Genomic DNA, 26,876 nt, shown 5'->3' on the forward strand with positions numbered 1-26,876 from the left:
CATGGGCGAGCAGCACAGCGTGAAGTTCCCGCAGGAAGTCATCGAGGAGTACGCGGCGCTCGGTGTCGACCTGCCCGCCCTCTTCTCCGCGGGCCACCTCGGCACCCGCATGGGCGTCCAGATCCTGGAGGCGTCCGCGGAGCGCGTCGTCGGCACCATGCCGGTCGAGGGCAACACCCAGCCGTACGGCCTGCTGCACGGCGGCGCCTCCGCGGTGCTCGCCGAGACCCTCGGCTCGGTCGGCGCGATGCTGCACGGCGGCGCCGAAAAGCTCGCCGTCGGCGTCGACCTGAACTGCACGCACCACCGCGGCCCCCGCTCGGGCCTGGTCACCGGCGTGGCCACGCCCCTGCACCGGGGCCGCTCGACCGCGACGTACGAGATCGCGATCACCGACGAGCAGGGCAAGCGGGTCTGCAGCGCGCGCCTGACGTGCATGCTGCGCGACGCCGGAGGGCAGCCGCCGCTCGGCACCGCGGGCGGCGCGGCGAGCTGACGCGGGGCGGGCGACCCGTACCGCCGGACCGCGTGCCCCGTGCCGTCCGACAGGACCGCGCGGGGCACCGCTGCATCCAGGCAGGAGCGACGCATTGTCGGAGCGTGCGCGTCCGGTCTAGCGTCGGTGCATGAGGCACCGGATACAGCTCTGTGCGCCCACCCTCGCCGCCGTCCTCGGCACCGCCCTCGCCGCCACCGGATGCGGAAGCTCCGGTACCGATGGATCCCCGAGCACCAGCACCCGCGCCACTCCCAGCACCCGCGCCACGCCCCCCGCCCAGCTCTGCACCAAGATCATCACCAAGTGGGCGCGGGAGATCTACGCATCGGGCGACGACACCTACGGCGACTACCAGTCGATGGGCCTGTCCAACGGCCAGTACATGATCCTGCGCGACGTCCTGGACGCCGCCCGCGCCGAGCGCGAGCGCCACTCGGCCGCGGCCGGGCGGAAGGTGCTCGACAGACAGGCCCGCGAGCGGTGCGCCCAGCGCTACCGCGACGGCGGACCGAGCGGCGGGCCGTGGGTGTGAACGCCATCGGCCCGATCGAGCCGGGCGAGGACACCTACGACCACGAGACCCTCACCGCGGCACCCGTGCGGCTCGATCCGCGCCGGATCCGCCACCGCCGCACCGCGCTCGCCGTCGCGGCGGCCGTGCTCGTCGGCGCCGCCGGACTCACCCTCTACCTGACCCGCCCCGAGCCGCCGCCCGAGCCCGCCCCGCCCTGGCCGTCGCAGAGCGTGGCCGTGACGTACTCCGGCGAGATGTCCCGACCGCGCGCAGGAGAGCGGGACTTCACTTTCGCCGTCACCTTCGCCCAGGAGTCGGGACCGCCGGTGACCGTCCGGCGCGTCGCCCAGCCCTCGGCGGCACTGTCGGCGGACACGTCACCACCCACCCCCTTCACGGTGGAATCAGGAACCCCACGAAAGTTGATCATCAAGATGCACATCCGCGAATGCGGAGAAGTGCCACGGAATGCCGGACTCCCTTTCCTGGAAGTAACGCTGCGTAATACGCGCGCAAACGAGAAGCAGAGTTACATCCTGGGTCCGGAATACGCGAATGATCTTTCCGGGGCGTTGACCGCCGCATGCCCGCGAACACGGGTGTCATGAGTCAAACACCCTTACAGTCCTGCCAGTTGTCCTGGAGATTCTCAGCATGCGGATACGCCGAGATCGTCCGAACAACGTCCTATTCAGGCCCAACCACCCCCTGCGTTCCAGCCCGGAATACTCCGTGGCATAACAAGAGCGTCACAGCCTTGGTCCGACCACTCCACCTGGCACAAAGGCGCCCTTAGAGTCACGGCCAGTCACCGCGCCCACCGGATTCCTGTCAGTTCGGTTCCGCGCTCGACTCGGCATCCCAACAAGGGACAGCCGTGCCAGGGGAAAGGACTGATCGTGCGTCAACGTTCGCTCATAGCCATCACCGCTGCACTCACCGCGGGGGCACTCACCCTCACCGCCTGTGGCTCGCGCGACGACGATAAGGGCGACGATGCCGGGGGCGGCGGCACCACGGTGGTCATCGGCGTCGACGCGCCGCTGACCGGTGACCTCTCCGCGCTCGGCCTCGGCATCCGCAACTCCGTCGACCTCGCGGCCAAGCAGGCCAACTCCAAGAACTACGTCGACGGCGTGAAGTTCAAGGTCGAGCCCCTCGACGACCAGGGGCAGCCCTCGTCGGGCCAGACCAACGCCACCAAACTCGTCGCCGACAAGGACGTCCTCGGAGCCGTCGGCCCCCTGAACTCCTCCGTCGCCGAGTCCATGCAGAAGGTCTTCGACGACGCCAAGCTCGTCCAGGTCTCCCCCGCCAACACCAACCCGGCCCTCACCCAGGGCCCGGACTGGAACGGCGGCAAGAAGGTACGCCCGTACAAGTCGTACTTCCGCACCGCGACCACGGACGCCATCCAGGGCCCGTTCGCCGCGCAGTACCTGTACAACAAGGGCAAGAAGAAGAAGGTCTTCGTCGTCGACGACAAGAAGACCTACGGCGCGGGCCTCGCCGCCACCTTCAAGGACGAGTTCACCAAGCTCGGCGGCAAGGTCGTCGGCACCGAGCACATCAACCCCGACACCAAGGACTTCGGCGCCGTCGCCACCAAGATCCGCAACTCCGACGCGGACCTCGTCTACTACGGCGGCGAATACCCCCAGGCGGGCCCCCTCAGCAAGCAGATGAAGCAGGCGGGCTCCAAGGCCCCCCTCGTCGGCGGCGACGGCATCTACAGCGCCGACTTCATCAAGCTCGCGGGCAAGCAGGGCGTCGGCGACTACGCCACCTCCGTCGGCCAGCCCGTCGAACAGCTGCCCTCCGCCAAGGAGTTCATCGCCAACTACAAGAAGGCCGGCTACAAGGAGGCCTACGAGGCCTACGGCGGCTACTCCTACGACAGCGCCTGGGCGATCATCGAAGCCGTCAAGAAGGTCGTCGACGACAACGACGGCAAGCTCCCCACCGGCGACGACACCCGCTCCAAGGTCATCGACGCCATGAAGAACGTCTCCTTCGACGGCGTCACCGGCAAGGTCGCCTTCGACGAGTACGGCGACGCCACCAACAAGCAGCTCACCGTGTACCAGGTGAAGTCGACCGATCCCAAGGCCGGCTGGAAGGCCGTCGAGTCCGGCACCTACACCGGCTCCAACTGACGCCGAACCCGCAGCGCACGACACGTCCGCGCGGGGCGCTGCGAGCCAGCGCCCCGCGCGGCGTCGCATCCGACGCACTCGCCACCTGGAACGTGCGGCCGCACACCGGCCGATGAGCCGCAGCTGAACGGCCGCACGACATCGAAAGACTCGGAGGACCTGCGGTGCACGAACTGCCGCAACAGCTGGTCAACGGCCTGCTATTGGGATCCATGTACGGCCTGATCGCCATCGGCTACACAATGGTCTACGGCATCGTCCAGCTCATCAACTTCGCCCACGGCGAGATCTTCATGACCGGCGGATTCGGCGCCCTCACCGTCTGGCTGTGGCTGCCCGCGGGCACCAGCATGTGGGCAGCCGTCCCCCTCATGCTGATCGGCGCCATCTTCGTCTCCACCACCATCGCCGTCGGCGCCGAACGCTTCGCCTACCGGCCCCTGCGCAGCGCACCACGCCTCGCGCCGCTCATCACCGCCATCGGCCTCTCCCTCGCCCTCCAACAAGCCGTCTGGGCCTGGTACCCCGAGGCCAAATCGGCCCGCTCCTTCCCCGAACTCCCCGGCGGAGCCATCCACATCGGCTCCGTCACCATGCAGCCCGGCGACATCTTCCTGCTCGTCACCGCCCCCGTCTGCATGGTCGCCCTCGGCTACTTCGTCATGAAGACCCGCGTCGGCCGCGGCATGCAGGCCACCGCCCAGGACCCCGACACCGCCAAGCTCATGGGCATCAACACCGACCGCGTCATCGTCGTCGCCTTCGCCATCGGCGCCGCCTTCGCCGGCATCGCCGCCGTCGCCCGCGGCCTCAAATACGGCCAGGTCGAATTCCGCATGGGCTTCATCCTCGGCCTCAAAGCCTTCACCGCGGCCGTACTCGGCGGCATCGGCAACATCTACGGCGCCATGATCGGCGGCGTCGTCCTCGGCCTCGCCGAATCCATGGCCACCGCGTACATCAGCGACGTACCCGGCATGGACAAACTCGGCGGCCAGGCCTGGGCCGACGTCTGGGCGTTCGTACTCCTCATCGTCGTACTCCTCGTCAGGCCCCAAGGGCTCCTTGGCGAGCGCGTCGCGGACAGGGCGTGACATCCATGACCACACAGAACACAGCGGCCGACAGCCCCCGCCCGCACCAGGACCAGGCCCCCACCGGCCTCATCCCCCTCCCCGAAACAACCGCCCGCGCACTCGCCACCGGCGGCGGCATCCTCACCGTCATCTCCGCCTTCCTCGCCTGGACCTGGACCGCCGCGTTCCCCGGCGACCTCACCGTCTACGGCTACCCCGGCGGCCTGCAATGGCTCGTCCTCATCGCGGGCGCCCTCACCACCGTGTACGGCCTCGCGTCCTACGGCATCAAGGGCCTGCGCGCACTCGCCCCCGGCGGAACCGACGCGGCCCTCAAGTTCGCCTCGCTCGCCGCCTTCGCCACCGCCTGGTACACGATCTTCGCCATCTCCAAGAAGCTCGGCGGACTCGCCAACCTCGAACCCGGCGGCTGGATCGTCGCCATCGCCACCCTCGCCTCGTTCACCGGCGCCCTCGCCCTGCCCTTCCCACGACCGCACACCTACCCGGTCGACCCCGAGGACAGCGGCTGGGAACAGTTCAAACACCGCGCCCGCAACGGCCTCACCATCGTCAAGAGCGCCTTCCACGCCGACGAACCCGCGCCGCCGCGCAAGCTCAACTCCTCCGTCGAGATCCTCGCCATCATCGCCGCCCTCGCCGTCGGCCTGCTCGTCTTCACCTACGGCATCGGCACCGAGTACGACGAACTCTTCATCGGCTTCCTCATCACCGTCAGCTTCGGCTTCGCCGCGCTCTCCAAAGCCGGACTCGTCGCACAGATCTCCACCTTCACCGCGCGCCACCGCAACATCACCCTCATCGGCGCGTTCCTCGCCGCCGCCGCCTTCCCCTTCACCCAGAGCGACGACCAGTACGCCACCATCGGCGTCTACATCCTCATCTTCGCCACCGTCGCCCTCGGCCTGAACATCGTCGTCGGCCTCGCGGGTCTCCTCGACCTCGGATACGTCGCCTTCCTCGGCGTCGGCGCCTACGCCGCCTCCATGGTCTCCGGAGCACCCACCTCGCCCTTCGACATCCACCTCCCCTTCTGGGGCGCCATCCTCGTCGGAGCCGGAGCCTCACTCGTCTTCGGCGTCCTCATCGGCGCACCCACCCTGCGCCTGCGCGGCGACTACCTCGCCATCGTCACCCTCGGCTTCGGAGAGATCTTCCGCCTCGCCGCCAACAACTCCGACGGCTCCTCCGGACCCGACATCACCAACGGATCCAACGGCATCGCCTCCATCCCGAACCTGAAGATCTTCGGCTTCGACTTCGGCCTGGAACACAGCATCGCCGGCTTCACCATCGGCCGCTTCGCCAACTACTTCTTCCTGATGCTGCTCATCACGCTCGTCGTGGTCCTCGTCTTCCGCCGCAGCGGAGACTCCCGCATCGGCCGCGCCTGGGTCGCCATCCGCGAAGACGAGACCGCCGCACTCGCCATGGGCATCAACGGCTTCCGCGTCAAACTCATCGCCTTCGCACTCGGCGCCTCGCTCGCCGGACTCGCCGGAACCGTCCAGGCCCACGTGACCTACACCGTCACCCCCGAGCAGTACCAGTTCGCCAACTCCGTCCCGCCCAACTCCGCCTTCCTCCTCGCCGCCGTCGTCCTCGGCGGCATGGGCACCATCAGCGGACCCCTCGTCGGCGCCTCACTGCTCTACCTCATCCCCAACAAGCTCCAATTCCTCGGCGACTACCAGCTGTTCGCCTTCGGACTCGCCCTCGCGCTCCTCATGCGCTTCCGCCCCGAAGGACTCATCCCCAACCGCCGCCGCCAGCTCGAATTCCACGAGACCGAACTGGACCCCGGAGAAACGCCGCCGCCCACAGTCCTCAGCAAGACGGGGGTCTGAACCCATGCCCACAGACATCACCAAAGAGGACACGACCCAGGCCACCCCGGCCGGTGAGACCGTCCTCGACGCCCGCGGCGTCACCATGCGCTTCGGCGGCCTCACCGCCGTACGCTCCGTCGACCTCACCGTCAGCAGCGGCGAAATCGTCGGCCTCATCGGACCCAACGGCGCCGGGAAAACCACCTTCTTCAACTGCCTCACCGGCCTCTACATCCCCACCGAAGGCGAAGTCCGCTACAAAGGCACCGTCCTGCCCGCCAAATCCTTCAAGGTCACCGCCGCAGGAATCGCCCGCACCTTCCAGAACATCCGGCTCTTCGCCAACATGACCGTCCTGGAAAACGTGCTCGTCGGCCGCCACACACGGACCAAGGAAGGACTCTGGTCCGCACTCCTGCGCGGCCCCGGATTCCACAAGGCCGAAGCCGCCTCCAAGGCCCGCGCCATGGAACTCCTCGAATTCGTCGGCCTCGCGGAAAAAGCCGAACACCTCTCGCGCAACCTCCCCTACGGAGAACAGCGCAAGCTGGAGATCGCCCGCGCACTCGCCAGCGAACCCGGCCTCCTCCTGCTCGACGAACCCACCGCCGGAATGAACCCGCAGGAAACCCGCGCCACCGAGGAACTCGTCCTCGCCATCCGCGACATGGGCATCGCCGTCCTCGTCATCGAGCACGACATGCGCTTCATCTTCAACCTCTGCGACCGCGTCGCCGTCCTCGTCCAGGGCGAAAAACTCGTCGAAGGATCCAGCGAAACGGTCCAACAGGACGACCGCGTCATCGCCGCGTACCTGGGCGAGCCCTTCGAGGAGAACAACTGATGACCGCACTCCTTGAGGTCGAGGACCTCCGCGTCGCCTACGGCAAGATCGAAGCCGTCAAAGGCATCTCGTTCACCGTCGAGGCCGGCGAAGTCGTCACCCTCATCGGCACCAACGGCGCGGGCAAGACCACCACGCTCCGCACCATCTCCGGCCTCCTCAAGCCGGTCGGCGGCTCCATCAGGTTCAACGGCAAGGCCCTGCGCAAATACCGCGCCGACCAGATCGTCGCCCTCGGCCTCGCCCACTCCCCCGAAGGCCGCCACATCTTTCCCCGCATGACCATCGAGGACAACCTCCGCCTCGGCGCCTACCTCCGCTCCGACAAGGCAGGCATCGAGAAGGACATCAACCGCGCCTACGAACTCTTCCCCATCCTCGGAGAACGGAAGAAGCAAGCCGCGGGCACCCTCTCCGGCGGCGAACAGCAGATGCTCGCCATGGGCCGCGCCCTGATGTCCCAGCCCAAGCTCCTCATGCTCGACGAACCCTCCATGGGCCTCTCGCCGATCATGATGCAGAAGATCATGGCGACCATCGCCGAGCTCAAGGCCCAAGGCACGACGATCCTGCTCGTCGAGCAGAACGCCCAGGCGGCGCTCTCCCTCGCCGACGCGGGCCACGTCATGGAGGTCGGCAAGATCGTCCTCTCCGGCACGGGCAGTGACCTGCTGCACGACGAGTCCGTGCGGAAGGCGTACCTGGGCGAGGACTGAGCTCTTCCGCATACGAACGAGGCCCGCACCCCGAAGTGGGGTGCGGGCCTCGTTCGTACGCCTTCAGCGCTTCAGCGGGCACTCAGCCCTTGGACGCCTTCTTCTCCTCGGCGTCCTCGATGACCGCCTCCGCGACCTGCTGCATCGACAGACGACGGTCCATCGACGTCTTCTGGATCCACCGGAACGCGGCAGGCTCCGTCAGGCCGTACTCCGTCTGCAACACCGACTTCGCCCGGTCCACCAGCTTCCGCGTCTCCAAGCGCTGCGAGAGGTCCGCGACCTCCTTCTCGAGCGTCTTCAGCTCCGTGAACCGCGAGACGGCCATCTCGATCGCCGGAACGACGTCACTCTTGCTGAAGGGCTTCACGAGGTACGCCATGGCACCCGCGTCACGGGCCCGCTCGACGAGGTCGCGCTGCGAGAACGCGGTGAGCATGAGCACCGGGGCGATGGACTCCTCGGCGATCTTCTCGGCCGCGGAGATGCCGTCCATCACGGGCATCTTCACGTCCAGGATCACCAGGTCCGGCTGGTGCTCACGGGCGAGCTCGACGGCCTTCTCACCGTCACCGGCCTCACCGACGACGCTGTACCCCTCTTCCTCCAGCATCTCTTTGAGGTCGAGCCGGATCAGGGCCTCGTCCTCGGCGATGACGACGCGGGTCGTCAGCGGAGGCACGTGCGACTTGTCGTCGTCCGACGCGGACGCGTCGGTGGGCTGGGGCGACTCGGGGGCGGTCACGGGGGGCTCCTCGTTCATGGCAGGTGCGCTGCCCTTGCAGGGTACCTAGCTGCGATGGTGTGCGGTGACCCGGTACACTTCCGGCATCGGCTGGCCGGGTTGGTGGAACGGTATACACGGAGGTCTCAAACACCTCTGCCTGAAAGGGCTTGCGGGTTCGAATCCCGCACCCGGCACTTCCAAAGAAGCGGAGCTCCACGTTCTCGTGGAACTCCGCTTCTTTGCTACACACAGCCACTTCTAGTGGCACAGAGTTGCCGCATGCACTTCCACAGCACAGAAGTACGGCAGAAGGCCCTCACCCTGCTGCGCGGCGGGGCGAAGAACGCTCAGGTCGCACGCGAGCTGAACGTTCCGCTCGGCACCATCGGCTACTGGAAGCACACGGACCGAGCCAAACGCGGCGAGTGTCCGGGGAGACACAACCCGAAATGCCCGCGCTGCGATGGCCGCGAGCTCGATAAAGGCGCGTACGCGTATCTCCTGGGTCTCTACCTCGGCGACGGACACATCATCCGGTACTCCGCCCACCGCGTCCCGAGCCTGATGATCGTCTGCGCCGAGGCATGGCCCGGGCTCATGGATCTCTGCGAAGTAGCCATGCGCGCGGTGTTCCCCGACAACTCGGTCTGCCGCGTCCGCCGGACCGGCTGCCGCAACGTAAAGGTCTACTCCAACCACCTGTGGTGCATGTTCCCCCAGCACGGCCCCGGCCGAAAACACGAGCGCACCATCGCCCTGGAACCCTGGCAACAGGAAATCGTCGACGCCCACCCCTGGGACTTCATCCGGGGGCTCATCCACTCCGACGGCTGCCGCATCACCAACTGGACGACCCGCATGGTCGGTGGTGAACGCAAGCGCTACGAGTACCCCCGGTACTTCTTCACCAACGTCTCGAACGACATCCGCCAGCTCTGCACCGACACCCTCGACAAGCTGGGCGTCGTCTGGACTCACTGCACCCGCCACGGCAACCCGTACAACATCTCCATCGCCCGCAAAGCCTCAGTCGCCCTCATGGACACCCACGTAGGCCCCAAACACTGACCCGGGCAATAGGACGGATCACTGCCCTCCCCCACCGCCCCTGGGACCTGCCCCAATTCCCCGCCATCCCCCTTGCCGCCCCCGCACCTCACTGCGAACTTCGGCCCTATGACTCCCTTGAACCGCCGCGCCTTCATCGCCGCCGCAGCGGGCGCCGCCGCAGCAGCCGTTGCCATGAACCCCCAGACCGCTTCCGCGACCGGCGACGACGAAGGCGGCGACGATTTCGCCGACGCCGACAAGGGGTTCATCGCCGCCCTCACCCCCGGCGTCGTGAAGAACGCCAAGGGGCAGGTCGTCTGGGACGCCGACGCCTACCGGTTCCTCAAGGGCGACGCCCCGAAGACCGCCGACAAGAGCCTCTGGCGGCAGTCGCAGCTCGTCGCGAAGCAAGGGCTGTACAAGGTCGCCGACCGGATCTATCAGGTGCGCGGGCTCGACCTCTCCAATATGACCCTCATCGAGGGCGATACCGGCGTCATCGTCATCGATCCCCTGATCTCCGCCGAGACGGCCGCCGCCGCGCTGAAGCTCTATCGCACGCACCGGAGCGACAGGAAAGTCACCGCGCTCATCTACACCCACCCCCACGTCGACCACTTCGGCGGCTGCCGTGGGGTCCTCCCCCACCGCACCGACGACGTGCCGATTCTCGCGCCCGACGGCTTCATGGAGCACGCCGTCTCCGAGAACGTGTACGCGGGGATGGCGATGCAGCGGCGTTCCGGCTATATGTACGGCGCGCAGTTGCCCAAGTCGGCCGCGGGGCAGATCGGTTGTGGGCTCGGCCAGACCGTTTCCCTGGGTTCCATCGGGTTGATTCCGCCCACCAAGGACATCACGCGGACCGGGCAGACGGAGACCCTCGACGGCGTGCGGTTCGAGTTTCAGATGACGCCGGGGACCGAGGCCGCCGCGGAGATGAATTTCCTGCTGCCCGAGCTGCGTGCCGTATGCATGGCGGAGAACGCGACGCACACGATGCACAACATCATCACGTTGCGCGGGGCGCAGGTGCGGGACGCCCGGCAGTGGGCGCGTTACCTGAACGAGTCCGTCGCGCTCTTCGACGGGAAGGCCGACGTCGCGTTCGCTTCGCATCACTGGCCGACGTGGGGCGGGGACGTCATTGTCGAGCTCCTCGAACAGCAGCGGGATCTGTACGCGTACATGCATGATCAGACGCTGCGGATGATCAATGCCGGAATGACGGGGCGGGAGATCGCGGAGGAGATCGAGTTGCCTCCGGCGCTCGCGGAGGTGTGGGCGAATCGTGGGTATTACGGGTCGCTGAGCCATAACGTGAAGGGGATCTATCAGCGTTATATGGGCTGGTTCGACGGGAATCCCGCGCATTTGTGGGAGCATCCGCCGGTCGCCGAGGCGAAGCGATACGTGAAGGCGCTGGGCGGTCGTTCGGCGACGGTCGCGAAGGCGCGGTCGTTCGCGCGCGAGGGTGATCTACGGTTCGCGGCGACGCTGCTCAATCATGTGGTGTTCGCGGATCCGGGGCACAGGGCCGCGAAGTCCGAGCTCGCCGCCGTCTATACGAGGTTGGGTCAGGGGTCCGAGAACGCGGTGTGGCGGAACTTCTATCTCTCGGGTGCGCGGGAGTTGCGTGAGGGCGTCAAGGAGTCGCCGGTGTCCGTGGTGAGTGCGGACGTGTTGATGGCGTTGGACGTGGACCAGTTGATTGATTCGGTGGCGATCCGGATCGTCGGTCCGAAGGCGTGGGATCTGGAGTCGCGGATGGACTGGAGTCTCCCCGCGCTCGGGAAGATCTGGCATCTGACCTTGCGCCATGGGGTGTTGACGTACCGGAGCGACACCAAGGCCGATCCGGCCGCCGGTGTCACTCTCACCATGACGAAGCCGCAGTTGCTGGCGATGCTGGCGGGCAAGGGGCTCGGGGACATCGAGGTGGAGGGTGACGTCTCGTTGCTCGCGAAGCTGCTCGCCGTCGTGGGGAAGCCCGATCCGGACTTCCCCATCGTGACGCCCTGATCCCCGTTGAGGGCTGCCTACTTGGGGCTGTCGTCCTCGCCGATGTGGTGGATGCGGACGAGGTTGGTGGAGCCGGGGACTCCGGGCGGGGATCCTGCCGTGATGACGACGGTGTCGCCCTTTTGGCAGCGGCCGATCTTGAGGAGCATCTCGTCGACCTGGTCGACCATGGCGTCGGTGGATTCGACGTGCGGGCCGAGGAAGGTCTCGACGCCCCAGGTGAGGTTGAGCTGGGAGCGGGTGGCCGCGTCGGGGGTGAAGGCGAGGAGCGGGATGGGTGAGCGGTAGCGGGAGAGGCGTCGTACGGTGTCGCCGGACTGGGTGAAGGCGACGAGGAACTTGGCGCCGAGGAAGTCGCCCATTTCGGCGGCGGCGCGGGCGACGGCGCCGCCTTGGGTGCGGGGTTTGTTGCGTTCGGTCAGGGACGGCAGGCCCTTGGCGAGGATGTCTTCCTCGGCGGCTTCGACGATGCGGCCCATGGTCTTGACGGTTTCGACGGGGTATTTGCCGACGCTGGTCTCGCCGGAGAGCATGACGGCGTCGGTGCCGTCGATGACGGCGTTGGCGACGTCGGATGCCTCGGCGCGCGTGGGGCGGGAGTTGTCGATCATCGAGTCGAGCATCTGGGTGGCGACGATGACGGGTTTGGCGTTGCGCTTGGCGAGCTTGATGGCGCGCTTCTGGACGATCGGAACCTGTTCCAGGGGCATTTCGACGCCGAGGTCGCCGCGGGCGACCATGATGCCGTCGAAGGCGGCGACGATGTCTTCGATGTTGTCGACGGCCTGGGGCTTTTCGACCTTGGCGATGACGGGGAGTCGGCGGCCTTCTTCGTCCATGATGCGGTGGACGTCTTCGATGTCGCGTCCGCTGCGTACGAAGGAGAGGGCGATGACGTCGAATCCTGAACGCAGTGCCCAGCGGAGGTCTGCTTCGTCCTTGTCGGAGAGTGCGGGGACGGAGACGGCGACGCCGGGGAGGTTGAGGCCCTTGTGGTCGGAGACCATGCCGCCTTCGATGACGGTGGTGGTGACTCGTGGCCCGTCGACCGCGGTGACCTCGAGGGTCACTTTGCCGTCGTCGACGAGGACGAGTTCGCCGGTGGTGACGTCTTCGGCGAGGCCGCTGTAGGTGGTGCCGCAGCTCTGGCGGTCGCCTTGGACGCCTTCTTCGACGGTGATGGTGAACTCGTCGCCCCGTTCAAGGAGTACGGGGCCTTCGCTGAAGCGGCCGAGGCGGATCTTCGGGCCTTGAAGGTCGGCGAGGATGCCGAGGCTGCGTCCTGTCTCTTCGGAGGCCTTGCGTACGCGCTGGTAGCGCTCCTCGTGTTCGGCGTAGGTGCCGTGGCTGAGGTTGAAGCGGGCTACGTCCATTCCGGCTTCGACCAGGGCCTTGATCTGGTCGTACGAGTCGGTGGCGGGTCCCAGGGTACAAACGATTTTTGCTCGGCGCATGGTTCGAGCCTAGGGCTTACCGGTCGGTAGAGATTTGGTCGGGCATGACTACTCAACAACCTTTGCGTGAAGGGTTATTGACAAGTGTTGAATTGTGCGGGGAGGTGCTCCGATGAGCGCTCAGCGCGCTGTTCCTGTCCCCAATTCGGGTGGCGCCATGGTGAATCGGGCGTTGACGGTGGCGTAGACGTGCTGGCGTTGCGGTTCGAGGTCCAGGGCCGGGGCGTCCGCGCCGAGGCCGGCCGCTCCCCCGTACGAGGCCGCCCGCATGCCGCCGGCCGGGGCGCCGTAGCCGTACGAGGGGGTGTTCTCGGCGCCGATGTCGGCGAGTTCGACGAGGGCGGCGAGGGAGGTGCCGAGGGCTTCGGCGTATTCGCGGGCGCGTGTGACCGCTTCGCGTACGGCTTGTTGGCGGGCGAGGCCGTGGTGGGGCGAGTCGGGGCGCAGGGCCCACCAGGGTCCGTCGACGCGGGTGAGGTCGAGGTCGGCGAGGCGGGTGGTGAGTTCGCCGAGTGCGGTGAAGTCGTTGAGTTCGGCGGTGAGGTGGACGCGTCCGTGGTAGGCGCGGACGCGTTCGCCGCGGCCGTGTTTGGCGGGTTCGGGGCTGATGGAGAAGGTGCCGGTCTCCAGCTTCTCGACGCCTTCGCCGTAGGTCTTGATGAGGTCGAGGGCGGTGGCGTTGCGGCGGGTGAGGTCGCCCAGGGTGTCGCGTCGGTCGGTGCCGCGGGCGCTGACGGTGATGCCGATGCGGGCGATCTCGGGGTCGACTTCGAGGTGGGCTTCGCCGCGTACGGCGACGCGGGGGGCGTCGGGGGTGCCGTAGGGGGTGGGGGCGGAGGGCGTATCCATGGGGCCACCTTCGCATCATGTGGACGTATCGGACAGTCACCGGATCGCAACCTGCGGGGTCTGTTGCGGGTATGGCTGTCGGGTCAGAATCTACGCGCGCTGTCTACGCGCGTTACACGGGTCGACCGAGGAGTACGAGAAATGCCGCTGAACCGCAGGAAGTTCCTGGGCACGTCCGCCGCCACCGGTGTGGGCGTGGCGCTCACGGGGGCGGCCGCGGCGCCCGCCGCGGCCCATGGGCACGGGAAGCAGGACCGGCGGAAGAAGCGCTACTCGTTCACCGTGCTCGGCACGACGGATCTGCACGGCAACGTCTTCAACTGGGACTACTTCACGGACAAGGAGTTCGACGACAAGGACCACAACGACGTGGGCCTGGCGAAGATCTCGACGCTGGTGAACGAGGTCCGTGCGGAGAAGGGCCGCCGCAACACGCTCCTCATCGACGCGGGCGACACCATTCAGGGCACGCAGCTGTCGTACTACTACGCGAAGGTCGATCCGATCACCGCGAAGCACGGTCCGGTGCATCCGATGGCGCAGGCGATGAACGCGATCGGGTACGACGCGGCGGCGCTCGGCAATCACGAGTTCAATTACGGAATTCCGGTGCTCCGCAAGTTCGAGGAGCAGTGTGATTTCCCGCTGCTCGGGGCGAACGCTCTTGACGCGAAGACGCAGAAGCCCGCTTTCCCGCCGTATTTCATGAAGCGTCTTCGTACCCCGCACGGCAGGGACGTGAAGGTGGCGGTCCTCGGTCTGACGAATCCGGGCATCGCGATCTGGGACAAGGCGAACGTGCGGGGAAAGATGACGTTCCCCGGTCTTGAGGAGCAGGCGGCGAAGTGGGTGCCGAGGCTGCGTTCGATGGGCGCGGACGTGGTGATCGTGGCGGCGCACTCCGGGTCGAGCGGCACGTCGTCGTACGGCGATCAGTTGCCGTACGTGGAGAACGCGGCGGGTCTGGTGGCGGAGCAGGTGCCGGGGATCGACGCGATCCTGGTGGGGCACGCGCACACGGAGATTCCCGAGTATTTCGTGGAGAACAAGGAGACGGGCAAGAAGGTCGTTCTTTCCGAGCCGTTGAAGTGGGGGCAGCGGCTGACGCTGTTCGACTTCGATCTGGTGTGGGCCAAGGGCCGCTGGACGGTGGAGAAGGTGGGCGCGAAGGTCCTGAACTCCAATACGGCCAAGGAGGACAGGAAGGTCACGCGGCTGCTCGCCGATGAGCACGAGAAGGTCGTCGCGTACGTCAACCAGGTCATCGGTACGTCGACGGCGGCGATGAGCACGGCCGAGGGCCCGTTCAAGGACGTCCCGATCATCGACCTGATCAATCAGGTGCAGAAGGAGACGGTGGCGGCGGCGCTCAAGGGTGGCGCGTACGCGGCGCTGCCGGTGATTTCGCAGGCTTCGTGCTTCTCGCGTACGGCGCGGATACCAGCCGGTGATGTGACCATCAAGGACGCGGCGGGCCTGTATCCGTTCGAGAACACCCTGGAGGCGCGGGTGCTCACGGGTGCGCAACTGAAGGAGTATCTGGAGTTCTCGGCGCGCTATTACGTGCGGACGCCCGCGGGTGGTCCGGTGGATCCGGCGAAGCTGACGAATGCCGAGAACATCCCGGATTACAACTACGACGCGGTGAGCGGTCTGACGTACGAGATCGACATCGCGAAGCCCGCGGGGTCGCGGATCGCGAAGCTGGCGTTCGAGGGAAAGGAACTCGATCCGAAGGCCCAGTTCGTGCTCGCGGTGAACAACTACCGGGCGAGCGGTGGCGGGAATTTCCCGCATGTGGCGGGTGCCAAGCAGGTGTGGGCGAATTCGGAGGAGATCCGGAACACCATCATCGGCTGGGTGAAGGCGAAGGGGACGGTCGACCCGGGTCAGTTCGCGTCGGTGGACTGGAAGCTGACCCGGGACGGTACGCCGGTGTTCTGAGGCGTCAGACCTTCAGCGAGGCGAGGTCGACCGCGTCGGCGAGTGCTTGCGCGCCCGCGTCGTTGACGTGGAGGCCGTCGCCGCTGTCGTAGTCGTCGCGGATCCGGTCGGGGTCGGCCGGGTCCGCGACGACGTCGAAGTCGACGTAGGCGTCGAAGGGGCTGTCGGCGCTGCGGATCCAGTCGCTGACCTCGCGGCCGATGGCGAGCCCTTCGGGGGTGGCGTAGCCGTCGTAGACGGTGTCCTTGTAGGGGCCGAGGGTGGTGGCGATGGCGGTGAGGCCCGCGGCGTGCAGGCGCTCGGCGAGGGTGGTGAGGCCCGCGATGAGGTCGGTGGCGGAGGGGATGGGCGCGCTGGCGGGGTGGGCCTCCTGGCCGGGGATGCCGAGGTCGTTGAGGCCGAAGTGGACGAGGACGTGGGTGACGCCGGGTACGTCGAGGACGTCGCGTCGCAGGCGGGCCAGGGCGTGTTCGCCGACCTCGTCGGTGAGCAGGCGGTTGGCGGAGAGTCCTTGGTTGACGACCCAGTCGACGAGGCCGGTCGTGGTGCCGCTTGCGGCTTCGCGCAGGCGGTTGTTGAGCAGGTCGGGGAAGCGGTGGTCGGTGTCCGGCGTGGTGCCGTTGCCTTCGAACCAGGAGTCTCCGAAGGCGACGGCGATGGCGGTGCCCGCGGGGGCGAGGACGTCTGCGCCGCTGATGAAGTGGCGGGTGTCCAGCTCTTCGAGTCCTTCGGCGCCGTCGAGGGTGGTGGCGGCGAGCGCGTTGCCGGGGACGGCGTAGCCGGTGCGCAGGGGCACGAGGGAATAGGTGGTCAGGCCCGTGTCGCTGGGCAGCCAGAGGCTGACGGCCAGTTCGTCACCGGCGGCGACGGTCTGTTCGACGGGGTCGGTGACGATGTCCTCGCCGGCCGGGACGGTGAACTCCTCGGCGCCGTCGACGCGCAGCGGTGTGTCGCTGCCCGATTCGATGCCGCTGCCTTCGGTGCGTCTGGCGAGGCGGGCGCCCCCGATGTGGAGGGGTGCCGAGCCGTAGCGGTTGCTGAGGCGGATGCGGAGGGCGCTGCCGCCGCCGTCGAGGCGGATGATCTGACGGACGGTCTGTGCGGAGAAGGCGCGGAGCGGGAGGAGCTCGATGTCCTCGTAGGGGCTGATGACGGCGGAGCGGAAGGCTGCGGTCCAGGAGGCCGTGGTGTCGGTGTTCACGGTCGTCCGAACCGGCGGGGCGGGGCCGGATATTTCGCCGCGGAGCAACTTTCCCGAAGGAATATTCGACGCCGTCGCGGCGCTTCGGGGCGGACATTCCCTCCCTTTTCCGGGGCTCCCCGGCTCGCGTCCCCTGCGGGCCGGGGGTGCCGGAGGCGGGCGTCAGCTCTTGAGGCGTACGAGGTTGCCGCGCTGTTCCCCGATGCGTCCTGCGGCGCCCGCGGGTGCTTCGGGGGTCGTGAGGCCGAAGCTGGTGAACGCGGTGCGCTGGGGCAGGGGGTAGGGGTTCCGGCCGGTGAGGGCGTTGAGGATGGTGGCGCTGCGCCAGGCGGCGAGGCCGAGGTCGGGGGCGCCGACGCCGTGGGTGTGGCGTTCGGCGTTCTGTACGTAGACGGCGCCGGTGACGGAGGGGTCGAGGACGAGGCGGTACTGCTCGTCGATGCGGGGCCTGGCGGAGGAGTCCTTGCGGATGTAGGGGTCGAGTCCGGCGAGGAGCTGGTCGATGGGCCGCTCGCGGTAGCCGGTGGCCAGGACGACGGCGTCGGTGGTGAGCCGGGAGCGGGTGCCCTGCTGGAGGTGTTCCAGGTGGAGTTCGACGCGGGTGTTGGCTACGCGGCCCGCGGTGCGCACGGAGACGCCGGGGGTGAGGACGGCGTCGGGCCAGCCGCCGTGCAGGGTGCGCCGGTAGAGCTCGTCGTGGATGGCGGCGATGGTGTCGGCGTCGATGCCCTTGTGGAGCTGCCACTGGTGGGGGACGAGTCCGTCGCGTACGGCTTCGGGGAGCGCGTGGAAGTAGCGGGTGTAGTCGGGGGTGAAGTGTTCCAGGCCGAGCTTGGAGTACTCCATGGGTGCGAAGGCTTCGGTGCGGGCCAGCCAGTGGATCTTCTCGCGGCCCGCGGGGCGGGCGCGGAGCAGGTCGAGGAAGATTTCGGCGCCGGACTGTCCCGAGCCGATGACGGTGATGTGTTCGGCCTTCAGGAGCAGTTCGCGGTGGTCGAGGTAGTCCGCGGCGTGGAGGACGGGGACGGTGGGGGCTTCGGCGAGGGGCTTGAGGGGTTCGGGGACGTAGGGGGCGGTGCCGACGCCGAGGGCGATGTTCCTGGTGTGGGTGCGGCCGAGCGCCTCGGCTTCGCCGTCGGCGTCGAGCTGGGTGAAGTCGACTTCGAACAGGGCGCGTTCGGGGTTCCAGCGGACGGCGTCGACCTGGTGGCCGAAGTGGAGTCCGGGGAGGTGCTCGCTGACCCAGCGGCAGTAGGCGTCGTATTCGGCGCGCTGGATGTGGAAGCGCTCGGCGAAGTAGAAGGGGAAGAGCCGCTCGCGGGTCTTGAGGTAGCTGAGGAAGGACCAGGGGCTGGCGGGGTCGGCGAGGGTCACCAGGTCGGCGAGGAAGGGGACTTGGAGGGTGGCGCCGTCGATGAGGAGGCCGGGGTGCCAGTGGAAGGCGGGCCGCTGTTCGTAGCAGACGGTGTCGAGTTCGCCGAGTGGCTCGGCGAGGGCGGCGAGGGAGAGGTTGAACGGGCCGATGCCGATGCCGACCAGGTCGCGGGGGTCTTCGGGCGTGGTGAGCGGCGTGGGGTCGGGGTGGTCGGGCGTGCCGGTCATCGGGGGGTGTTTCCTTCCGGGGCGGTGGACGGGGGTGCCGCTTGGACGGGTTCGGCGGGGGCGACGAGTTCGACGAGTTTGAGGAGTGCGGCGAGGTCGTCGGGTGTGGTGTGCGGGTTGAGCAGGGTGGCCTTGAGCCAGCGGCAGCCGTCGAGGTCGGCGCGGCCCAGGACGGCGGTCCCTTCGGCGAGCAGGGTCCTGCGCACGTGGGCGATGTGGTGGTCGTCGGCGCGGGTGGGCCGGAAGAGGACGGTGCTGATGGCGGGGGTGTCGTAGAGCTCGAAGCCGGGGTGGGCCTCGATGAGGTCGGCGAACTCGGTTGCCTGGTCGCAGACCTGGTCGACCAGGGCGCCGAGTCCTTGGCGGCCGAGTGCCTTGAGGGTGACGGCGATCTTGAGGATGTCGGGGCGGCGCGTGGTGCGCAGGGAGCGGCCGAGGAGGTCGGGCAGGCCCGCTTCGGTGTCGTCGTCGGCGTTGAGGTAGTCGGCGCGGTGGGTGAGGGCGGCGAGGTCGCGGGGGTCGCGGACGGCGATGAGTCCGGCGGCCGCGGGCTGCCAGCCGAGTTTGTGCAGGTCGAGGGTGACGGTGTCGGCGCGTTCGATGCCGCGCAGCAGGGCTTTGCGGGTGTCGCTGAACAGCAGGCCGCCGCCGTAGGCGGCGTCGACGTGGAGGCGGGCGCCGTGGACGGCGCACAGGTCGGCGATCTCTTCGAGGGGGTCGATGAGTCCGGCGTCGGTGGTGCCCGCGGTGGCCGCGACGAGGAAGCGCCGTGGCGGGCCGCCGAGTTCGGTGAGGGCCTCGTCGAGCGCTGCGGGGTCGAGGGTGCCCGCGGGGGCGGGTACGGCGACCGGTTCGGGCAGGCCGAGGAGCCAGGCGGCGCGGGCCAGGGAGTGGTGGGCGTTGTCGCCGACGAGGAGTTGGACGGGGCCGCGGACGGGGCCGTGTCCGGTGGCGGCCTCGCGGGCGAGGAGCAGGGCGAGTTGGTTGGCTTCGGTGCCGCCGGTGGTGACCAGGGCGTCGCCTTCGGGGTGGATCTCGGCGGCGATGGCGCGGGTGACGAGGGCTTCGAGCGCGGCGGCCGCGGGTGCCTGGTCCCAGGAGTCCATGGAGGGGTTGAGCGCGGAGGCGGCGAGGTCGGCGGCGGCCGCGACGGCGAGCGGCGGGCAGTGCAGGTGGGCGGCGCACAGCGGGTCCGCGGGGTCGGCCGCGCCTTCGGCGACGGCGTGGACGAGGGTGCGCAGGGCGTCGTCGGGGCCTGTGCCGTGTTCGGGCAGGACGGGGTGGGCGGCGGCGTGTACGCGGCCGGTGACGGCGTCGGGGCCGCCGGCGGGGAGGGGGCCGCCGCGGGCGGCCGCTCCTTCGCGCAGGGCGTCAAGTGCGACGGCGAGCAACGGGCCGAGTTCTTGGGGGCCTTGGGCGCCTCCGGCGAGGGGCGGCGGGGTGCGCGGGGTGCTCATGGGGCGGGTGTCCTTCGGGTGCGCGCGTACAGGGGCACCAGCCTGTACGTCGCGCGGGCGGCGCGCCCGAATACCCCAACGAACGGAACCCGAAAGTGGTACTGCCGTGCGGAGAAAACGTGTGGGGGTGCCGTGTGGTGCTAAGGCGCCCCTGACTCAGCCGCGGAAGTCGTCCTTGTGGTCGCGCGCCCATTCCTCGAAGGTGCGGGCGGGGCGGCCGGTGACGGTCTCGACGGTGGTGGTGATCTCCGGTGCCTGGCCGACGAACTGGCCGAACGAGGCGAGGAGTTCGGGCAGGATGGCGGGCGGCACGTGCGGGAAGATGTCGGGGGTGACCTCTTCGGGCGGGATCTCGACGAAGCGCAGGTCGCGGCCGATGGCCCGGCCGATGGCGTGGATGGTCTCCTGGTGGGTCACGGCTTCGGGTCCGGTGAGGCGGTGGGTGGCGCCCCGGTGCGTGTCGTCGAGGAAGGACCGCAGGGCGACGGCGGCGATGTCGGCTTCGTGGATCGGGTTGGCCGCGAAGTCGGCGAAGGGGCCGCGGACGGTGTCGCCGGCGTGGATCTGCGCGGCCCATTGCAGGGAGTTGGTGGCGAAGGCGCCGGGGCGCAGGAAGGTCCAGTCGAAGCCCGCTTCGCGTACGGCTTCTTCCAGGGCGGCGTGGACGACGTACAGCGGGTGGCTCTGGTCGGCGCCGTCCCCGACGATGCTGGAGGAGAGGACGACGACGTGCCGGACGCCGCCCGCGCGGGCGGCTTCGAGGAGCGCGGCGGTGTGTTCGCCGCCCGCTCCGGTGGCCTGGAGGTGGAGGAAGAGGCCGCTCGCGCCGGTGAACAGCGGAACGAGGGAGGCGGGTTCGGACAGGTCGAGGCGGGCGGTCTCGACGCCTTCGGGGAGGTGGGCGCGCGCGGGGTCGCGGGTGAGGGCGCGTACGGGTATCCGCTGCGCGGCGAGTTGGCCGACGAGGGCGCGGCCCACGTTTCCGGTGGCGCCGGTCACGACGATCACAGGGGCTCCTTCTGGTCCTGGTGGCGGCCGGACCGGCGGGCCCGGCTCTTGATCGAGCCTAGGCCGGGCCCGCGGTGCGCCGGATCGTCGTTTGGGACCAGTGGTCCTGGGCCTCGGGGCCTAGGACCAGTGATCTGCGTCAGCCCTCCCCGACCTGCTTCGCCGTGCCCTGCCGGACGCGCAACGCCCGTGCGAGGTCGTCGAGTTGGTCGGCGAGCTTACGGCGCAGGGCGGGGGTGGGTGCCGCGTCGCGCAGGCACTCCTCGCCCAGGCGGAGCGTCTCGGCGTCCACGAACGGCGTGGGGAAGGCGTAGCGGCCCGCTGCCTCGGCCATGGCGGGGCCGCGCCGGTCGGCGAGTGCGACCGCTTCCCGGTAGAAGCGGGGGACGTACTCCTTGAGGAGGTGGGCCTGTTCGGGCTGCCAGAAGCCTTGTGCGGTGGCGGTGAAGAGGTAGTTGGACAGGCCGTCGGAGGCGAACATGGCCTCCCACGCGGCCTGTTTGGCGGCCGGTTCCGGCAGTGCGGCGCGGCAGCGGGCGGCGCCTTCCTGTCCTGTGGCGCTCGGGTCCCTGTCGAGTTCGGCGGCGATGGCCGTCTCGTCGGTGGCGCCGAGGACGGCGAGCCTGGCCAGGGCGCGCCAGCGCAGCTCGGGGTCGAGTTCGGGGCCGCCGGGCACGGTGCCTTCGGTGAGCCATGCCTGGAGCGGCGCGGCCTGGGTGGCGACGTCGATGGCGCCGCGCACCGCGGTCAGGCGCAGTCCGGGGTCGGTGCCGTCCTCGGTGCGGCGGATCAGGTCGCGGCAGAGGTCGCCGAGGGTGGCGAGGGCGGCGGTCCGCTCGTCGGGGGTGGCGAAGCGTCCCGCGATGTGGGCGGTGGCGAAGGTGAGGACGCCCTGCACGATGGCGAGGTCGGTCTCCTCGGGGAGGTGGGCGAGCGCCGTGGCGAGGTAGTCGGCGCCGTCGAGTTCGCCGTCGCGGACCATGTCGCGCAGGCTGTTCCACAGGACGGCGCGGGTGAGGGCGTCGGGGACGCCGGAGATGCCGCGCAGGGCGGTCTCCATGGATGCCTCGTCGAGGCGGATCTTGGCGTAGGTGAGGTCCTGGTCGTTGGGGACGATCAGGGCGGGGCGTCCGCCGTCGCGGGATGCGGCGGCGGTGGTCGCGGGCAGGTCCGTCTCGAAGCGTTCGCGCAGGACCAGGGTGCGGGCGTCGGCGAGGTCGCGGTCGTAGACGCCGACGGCGATGCGGTGGGGGCGCCGGCCCGTGCGGTCGACGGTGAGGGTCCAGTGGCGGCCCTCGTTCTCGACGTGCGAGGTGAGGGTGTCGACGCCGGTGGTGCGCAGCCAGTCGGCGGCCCAGGCGTGCACGTCGCGGTCGGTGGCGTGGGCGAGGGATTCGATGAAGTCGGCGAGGGTGGCGTTGGCGAACTTGTGCCGGGCGAAGTGGGTGTTGATGCCCGCGAGGAAGTCCTTCTCGCCGAGCCAGGCGACGAGCTGGCGCAGTGCGGAGGCGCCCTTGGCGTAGGAGATGCCGTCGAAGTTGAGCATGGCGGACGCGGTGTCGGGCACGGCGTCCGGGTCGGGGGCGACGGGGTGGGTGGAGGGGCGCTGGTCGGCGTCGTATCCCCAGGACTTGCGGGCGACGCCGAAGTCGGTCCAGGGGTCCTTGAAGCGGGTGGCCTCGGCGGTGGTCTGGAAGCCCATGTACTCGGCGAAGGACTCGTTGAGCCAGATGTCGTCCCACCACCTGAGGGTGACGAGGTCGCCGAACCACATGTGGGCCATCTCGTGGGAGATGACCATGGCGCGGGTCTGGCGTTCGGTGTCGGTGACGGCGGAGCGGTAGATGAATTCGTCGCGGAAGGTGACGAGTCCGGGGTTCTCCATGGCGCCGGCGTTGAATTCGGGGACGAACGCCTGGTCGTAGGAGTCGAAGGGGTAGGGCTCGTCGAACTTCTCGTGGTAGCGGTCGAAGCACGCGCGCGTGACGTCGAGGATTTCGTCGGCGTCGGCGTCCATGAAGGGGGCGAGCGAGCGACGGCAGTGGATGCCGAAGGGCAGCCCGCGGTGTTCGGTGCGTACGGAGTGCCAGGGGCCCGCGGCGACGGCGACGAGATAGGTGGAGATGAGCGGGGTGGCCGCGGCCTGCCACGTCCCGTCGCCGAGGTGCTCCGTGACGCCGTTGGCGAGGACGGTCCAGCCCTCGGGCGCGGTCACGGAGAGCTCGAAGACCGCCTTCAGGTCGGGCTGGTCGAAGGCGGCGAAGACGCGCTGGACGTCTTCCATGAAGAGCTGGGTGTAGGTGTAGGTCTCGCCGTCGGTGGGGTCGGTGAAGCGGTGCATGCCTTCGCCGGTGCGGGAGTAGCGCATGGTGGCGTCGACGCGCAGTTCGTGTTCGCCGGGGGTGAGTCCTTCGAGCGCGAGGCGGTTGTCCGTGAGGCCCGCGGGGTCGAGGGGGCGCCCGTCGAGGGTGACGGAGCGCAGCTCGGCGGGCTTGAGCTCGACGAAGGTGGCGCCGTCCGCGAGGGCGCTGAACCGGATGACGGTACGGGAGTCGAAGGTGTCGGCTCCGGGGTCCGCGGCCTGGGTGAGGTCGAGCCGGACCGTGTACCGGTGGACGTCGATGAGCTGGGCTCGGGTCTGCGCTTCGTCGCGCGTCAGTACGGGCATGGGCCCATGCTGCCCGATGGCACCGACATCGGTGTAGGACCCGGGTCTCGGGCCCCGTGGCGTGCGGGTCCTGCCGCTAGGACGACTTGGCGATCGTCTCGTGGTGGCGGATGACCTCGGCGATGATGAAGTTGAGCAGCTTCTCGGCGAAGGCCGGGTCGAGTCTGGCGTTCTCGGCGAGTTCGCGCAGGCGGGCGATCTGGCGGGCCTCGCGGGCCGGGTCGGCGGGCGGCAGGTGGTGGTTGGCCTTGAGGTGGCCGACCTGCTGGGTGCACTTGAAGCGTTCGGCGAGCATGTGGACGACGGCCGCGTCGATGTTGTCGATGCTCTCGCGCAGGCGGGACAGTTCGGCGCGCACGTTCTCGTCCTGGCCGTCGGGGACGGCCGCGCCGTTCGTGTCACTCGTGTGGCTGGTGGTCATGGTGGACGAGCCTACGTTGCCCCGGTGGTGCCCCCGGCGGCGGAAGAGCGCAAAATCGGCGGGTGCTCGGGGTCGGGTATCTGCTGTGACCAGCCGCCGGGTACGGCCCTTCCCTGCTGTTCGCGGAAGCGGACGGGGGCCATGCCCACGCGGCGGGTGAAAAGGCGGGAAAAGTACGCGGGGTCGTCGTAGCCGACGCGCCGGGCGACGGCGGCGACGGGCAGTTCGGTGGCGGCGAGGAGTTCCTTGGCGCGGCCGAGGCGGATGCCGAGGAGGTAGTCCTTGGGGCTGCAGCCCGCGCCGCGGCGTACGGCGGTGCGCAGTTCGGCGGGGGTCATGCCGTGCCGTGCGGCGTGTTCGGCGACGGAGAGCGGCTGGAAGGCGTCGCGGGCCAGGGCCTGGAGGACGGGGTCGCCGTCGGGGGCGATGTCGGCACGGGCGCGGCGCAGGGCGACGAGGAGTTCGTGGACGGCGGCGCCGGTCTCGACTTCGAGGAGCGGGTTGCCGCGGCGGGCGGCGCGGGCGATGCGGCTGACGGCGGCGCGGGCGCCCGCGGCGTCGGAGAGGGGCACGACGGGGCGGGTGGGTTCGATGTAGCCGAGTTCGGTGTACGTGGCGGTGGCGGGGCCCGTGAAGTCGACGAAGCACTCGTCCCAGCCGGTGTCGGGGTCGGGCCCGTAGTGGTGGCGGACGCCGGGGGTGAGCCAGATCAGGGCGGGCGCGGTCACCGTCGTGCGTCTGCCGTCGGGGCCGCGGAACCAGCCGCCGCCCGCGCTGACGACGACGGCGACGTGGTGGTCGAGGGTGCGGGGGCCCACGGTGGGCAGGAGGCCGTGCTGCAGGCCGACGCCGAGACAGGCGAGGCCGAGCCGGTGGTGGGCCGGACTGGGAGTGAAATACCGCATCCACGTGTGGTACATCCGCTTCCGCCCCTTTCGTCCGGCCGTTGGCCCGCTCTTTGCGTCCAACCCGGCTCGATCTTTGTCCATGGACCCTGCCGCCCGCCAGAGGTGATCGTGGGCGAGCAGTACGTGAGCGAGAGGACACGATGGACGGGTTCAGGGTCGGCGAGGACGATTTCGAGCTGGAGGGGCGCCCCGTGCGGCTGCTCTCCGGCGCGCTGCACTACTTCCGGGTGCACGAGGCGCAGTGGGGGCACCGTCTGGCCATGCTGCGGGCCATGGGGCTCAACTGCGTGGAGACGTACGTCCCGTGGAACCTGCACGAGCCGCGCCCCGGCACGTTCCACGACGTGGAGGCGCTCGGCCGGTTCCTGGACGCGGCGCACGAGGCGGGCCTGTGGGCGATCGTCCGCCCTGGGCCCTACATCTGCGCGGAGTGGGAGAACGGCGGCCTTCCGCACTGGCTGACCGGTGCGGTGGGCCCGCGCGCGCGTACCCGTGACGAGGAGTACCTGGGGCACGTGACCCGCTGGTTCCGGCGGCTGCTGCCGCAGGTGGTGGCGCGCCAGTACCGTCGGGGCGGCGACGGCGGCCCGGTGATCATGGTGCAGGTCGAGAACGAGTACGGCAGCTTCGGCTCGGACCAGGTGTACCTGCGCCACCTCGCGGACCTGCTGCGCGCCGAGGGGGTGACGGTCCCCCTGTTCACCTCGGACGGGCCCGAGGACCACATGCTGACCGGCGGCTCGGTGCCCGGGGTCCTGGCGACGGCCAACTTCGGGTCGGGTGCGCGCAAGGCGTTCGAGACGCTCCGCGCCCACCGCCCCGAAGGGCCGCTGATGTGCATGGAGTTCTGGTGCGGCTGGTTCGACCACTGGGGCACCGACCACGTCGTGCGGGACGCCGACGACGCGGCGGCGGCGCTGCGCGAGATCCTGGAGTGCGGGGCCTCCGTGAACCTCTACATGGCGCACGGCGGCACGAACTTCGCGGGCTGGGCGGGCGCCAACCGGGGCGGCGGGGCGCTGCACGACGGGGAGCTGCAGCCGGACGTGACGTCGTACGACTACGACGCGCCCGTCGACGAGTTCGGCCGCCCGACGGCGAAGTTCTGGCGCTTCAGGGAGGTCCTCGCGCAGTACGCCACAGGCCCCCTGCCGGAACCGCCCCCCGCGCCGCCCGCGCTCGGCTCCCCCGCGTCGGCGTCCCTCACGGACTGGTCGTCGCTCGACGCCGTCCTGGAGTCGCTCGGCACCCCGGAGACCGAGCACGCCGTCCCGCCCACGTTCGAGGAACTCGACGTGGACCGCGGCCTGGTCCGCTACGCGCTGACCGTGCCGGGCCCGCGCCGCCCCTACCCGCTGAGCGTGCGGGGCCTGCGGGACCGTGCGGTGGCGTACGTCGACGGGCACCGGGTCGGCGTCCTGACCGAGGACGCCCCGGCCCTGGAGACCCCCGTGGCCGGGCACGCGCGCGTGGAGCTGTGGGTGGAGTCCCTGGGGAGGGTCAACTACGGCCCCCGCACGGGCGAGTCCAAGGGCATCACCGGCGGGATCCTGCACGAACGCCAGTATCTGCACGGGGTGCGGGCACGGGCGCTGCGCCTCGACGCGTTCGACTCGGCGTCGGCGGTACGGGGCGTTCCGGCGACCGGTGCGGCGGAGGGCCGACCCGGTCTGTACCGGGGCGTCGTCGAGGTCGACTCCCCCGGTGACGCGTCCCTCGAACTCCCGGGCTGGACGCGGGGGTTCGTCTGGCTGAACGGGTTCAACCTGGGGCGGTACTGGGCGGTGGGGCCGCAGACGTCGCTGTACGTTCCCGGGCCCGTGCTGCGGGCGGGGGCCAATGAGGTGTGGGTGTTGGAGCTGGAGGGGGGCGGGGAGAAGGTGGCGTTGGGTTGAGGAAGATCACCGGCT

Annotated in this window: 22 protein-coding genes and 1 tRNA gene; 13 read left to right on the plus strand and 10 right to left on the minus strand. The window is 69.4% G+C overall.

Features of this window, described 5'->3' with window-relative positions; translation table 11 throughout:
• The first annotated feature begins 1 nt into the window (after position 1).
• The 8 genes from KY5_RS09875 to KY5_RS09910 all read left to right on the plus strand — a co-directional run bounded on the left by KY5_RS09875 (position 2) and on the right by KY5_RS09910 (position 7,655).
• Entirely contained in the window at positions 2 to 496 is a 495-nt protein-coding gene (locus tag KY5_RS09875; RefSeq protein ID WP_098241877.1) for a PaaI family thioesterase, read from the plus strand.
• Positions 497 to 626: 130 nt separating this feature from the next.
• Positions 627 to 1,031 carry a hypothetical protein gene (locus tag KY5_RS09880; protein ID WP_098241878.1) on the plus strand — a complete coding sequence of 135 codons (405 nt, stop codon included), beginning with the start codon at positions 627 to 629 and terminating at the stop codon, positions 1,029 to 1,031.
• On the plus strand, positions 1,022 to 1,621 hold the full coding sequence (locus KY5_RS09885; protein ID WP_234362677.1) for a Tat pathway signal sequence domain protein: 600 nt from the start codon (positions 1,022 to 1,024) through the stop codon (positions 1,619 to 1,621). The genes KY5_RS09880 and KY5_RS09885 overlap by 10 nt, the downstream gene beginning before the upstream one ends.
• A 291-nt stretch (positions 1,622 to 1,912) precedes the next feature.
• Positions 1,913 to 3,169, plus strand: coding sequence for a branched-chain amino acid ABC transporter substrate-binding protein (locus KY5_RS09890; protein WP_098241879.1), 1,257 nt, complete (start codon positions 1,913 to 1,915; stop codon positions 3,167 to 3,169).
• A 164-nt stretch (positions 3,170 to 3,333) separates the two neighbouring features.
• Positions 3,334 to 4,263: a branched-chain amino acid ABC transporter permease gene (locus KY5_RS09895; protein WP_098241880.1), complete on the plus strand. Its 930-nt coding sequence runs from the start codon at positions 3,334 to 3,336 to the stop codon at positions 4,261 to 4,263.
• 5 nt (positions 4,264 to 4,268) lie between these two features.
• A complete protein-coding gene (locus tag KY5_RS09900; RefSeq protein ID WP_098241881.1) occupies positions 4,269 to 6,113 on the plus strand; it encodes a branched-chain amino acid ABC transporter permease in 1,845 nt (614 codons plus the stop codon).
• Positions 6,114 to 6,117: 4 nt separating this feature from the next.
• A complete protein-coding gene (locus KY5_RS09905) occupies positions 6,118 to 6,939 on the plus strand; it encodes an ABC transporter ATP-binding protein (RefSeq protein WP_234362678.1) in 822 nt (273 codons plus the stop codon).
• A complete protein-coding gene (locus tag KY5_RS09910; RefSeq protein ID WP_098241882.1) occupies positions 6,939 to 7,655 on the plus strand; it encodes an ABC transporter ATP-binding protein in 717 nt (238 codons plus the stop codon). The genes KY5_RS09905 and KY5_RS09910 overlap by 1 nt, the downstream gene beginning before the upstream one ends.
• A gap of 82 nt (positions 7,656 to 7,737) precedes the next feature.
• On the opposite strand, the gene KY5_RS09915 is transcribed toward KY5_RS09910, so the two are convergent.
• On the minus strand, positions 7,738 to 8,400 hold the full coding sequence (locus KY5_RS09915) for an ANTAR domain-containing response regulator (RefSeq protein WP_055547609.1): 663 nt from the start codon (positions 8,398 to 8,400) through the stop codon (positions 7,738 to 7,740).
• Between the two features lie 93 nt (positions 8,401 to 8,493).
• Here KY5_RS09915 and KY5_RS09920 point away from each other — a divergent pair.
• The 3 genes from KY5_RS09920 (at position 8,494) to KY5_RS09930 (ending at position 11,454) form a co-directional block, all read left to right on the plus strand.
• Positions 8,494 to 8,576: transfer RNA gene (locus tag KY5_RS09920), tRNA-Leu, on the plus strand.
• An 85-nt stretch (positions 8,577 to 8,661) separates the two neighbouring features.
• Positions 8,662 to 9,450, plus strand: a complete 789-nt coding sequence (locus KY5_RS09925) for a hypothetical protein (protein WP_098241883.1) — start codon at positions 8,662 to 8,664, stop codon at positions 9,448 to 9,450.
• Positions 9,451 to 9,558: 108 nt separating this feature from the next.
• A complete protein-coding gene (locus KY5_RS09930; RefSeq protein WP_098241884.1) occupies positions 9,559 to 11,454 on the plus strand; it encodes an alkyl/aryl-sulfatase in 1,896 nt (631 codons plus the stop codon).
• Positions 11,455 to 11,471: 17 nt separating this feature from the next.
• On the opposite strand, the gene pyk is transcribed toward KY5_RS09930, so the two are convergent.
• Both pyk and KY5_RS09940 read right to left on the minus strand, forming a co-directional pair.
• Positions 11,472 to 12,908 carry a pyruvate kinase gene (gene pyk / locus KY5_RS09935; protein WP_098241885.1) on the minus strand — a complete coding sequence of 479 codons (1,437 nt, stop codon included), beginning with the start codon at positions 12,906 to 12,908 and terminating at the stop codon, positions 11,472 to 11,474.
• A 120-nt stretch (positions 12,909 to 13,028) separates the two neighbouring features.
• Positions 13,029 to 13,757, minus strand: coding sequence for an SIMPL domain-containing protein (locus KY5_RS09940; RefSeq protein WP_098241886.1), 729 nt, complete (start codon positions 13,755 to 13,757; stop codon positions 13,029 to 13,031).
• A 141-nt stretch (positions 13,758 to 13,898) separates the two neighbouring features.
• Between KY5_RS09940 and KY5_RS09945 the strand changes: the two genes are divergently transcribed.
• Positions 13,899 to 15,701 (plus strand): bifunctional metallophosphatase/5'-nucleotidase, encoded by a 1,803-nt coding sequence (locus KY5_RS09945; protein ID WP_098241887.1) that lies wholly within the window; start codon positions 13,899 to 13,901, stop codon positions 15,699 to 15,701.
• A 4-nt stretch (positions 15,702 to 15,705) separates the two neighbouring features.
• Here the strand turns inward: KY5_RS09945 and KY5_RS09950 are convergent, their stop codons facing one another.
• The 7 genes from KY5_RS09950 to KY5_RS09980 form a co-directional block, all read right to left on the minus strand.
• Complete coding sequence (locus KY5_RS09950; RefSeq protein ID WP_098241888.1) at positions 15,706 to 16,902, minus strand: GDSL-type esterase/lipase family protein; 1,197 nt, start codon at positions 16,900 to 16,902, stop codon at positions 15,706 to 15,708.
• Positions 16,903 to 17,064: 162 nt separating this feature from the next.
• On the minus strand, positions 17,065 to 18,504 hold the full coding sequence (locus tag KY5_RS09955) for a lysine N(6)-hydroxylase/L-ornithine N(5)-oxygenase family protein (RefSeq protein WP_098241889.1): 1,440 nt from the start codon (positions 18,502 to 18,504) through the stop codon (positions 17,065 to 17,067).
• Entirely contained in the window at positions 18,501 to 19,961 is a 1,461-nt protein-coding gene (locus KY5_RS09960; protein ID WP_098241890.1) for a pyridoxal phosphate-dependent decarboxylase family protein, read from the minus strand. Before KY5_RS09960 ends, KY5_RS09955 begins: the two co-directional genes overlap by 4 nt.
• A 156-nt stretch (positions 19,962 to 20,117) precedes the next feature.
• Complete coding sequence (locus tag KY5_RS09965; RefSeq protein ID WP_098241891.1) at positions 20,118 to 20,969, minus strand: SDR family oxidoreductase; 852 nt, start codon at positions 20,967 to 20,969, stop codon at positions 20,118 to 20,120.
• A 139-nt stretch (positions 20,970 to 21,108) separates the two neighbouring features.
• Positions 21,109 to 23,637 (minus strand): aminopeptidase N, encoded by a 2,529-nt coding sequence (gene pepN, locus KY5_RS09970; RefSeq protein ID WP_098241892.1) that lies wholly within the window; start codon positions 23,635 to 23,637, stop codon positions 21,109 to 21,111.
• Between the two features lie 76 nt (positions 23,638 to 23,713).
• Positions 23,714 to 24,058: a chorismate mutase gene (locus tag KY5_RS09975; protein WP_098241893.1), complete on the minus strand. Its 345-nt coding sequence runs from the start codon at positions 24,056 to 24,058 to the stop codon at positions 23,714 to 23,716.
• 11 nt (positions 24,059 to 24,069) lie between these two features.
• Positions 24,070 to 24,978, minus strand: a complete 909-nt coding sequence (locus KY5_RS09980) for a helix-turn-helix domain-containing protein (protein ID WP_055551731.1) — start codon at positions 24,976 to 24,978, stop codon at positions 24,070 to 24,072.
• A gap of 128 nt (positions 24,979 to 25,106) precedes the next feature.
• Between KY5_RS09980 and KY5_RS09985 the strand changes: the two genes are divergently transcribed.
• The gene (locus KY5_RS09985; protein WP_098241894.1) at positions 25,107 to 26,861 is read left to right on the plus strand and encodes a glycoside hydrolase family 35 protein; all 1,755 of its coding nucleotides are present in this window, start codon (positions 25,107 to 25,109) and stop codon (positions 26,859 to 26,861) included.
• The last annotated feature ends 15 nt before the right edge of the window (positions 26,862 to 26,876 follow it).

It is taken from the genome of Streptomyces formicae (assembly GCF_002556545.1).
Lineage (GTDB): Bacteria > Actinomycetota > Actinomycetes > Streptomycetales > Streptomycetaceae > Streptomyces > Streptomyces formicae_A.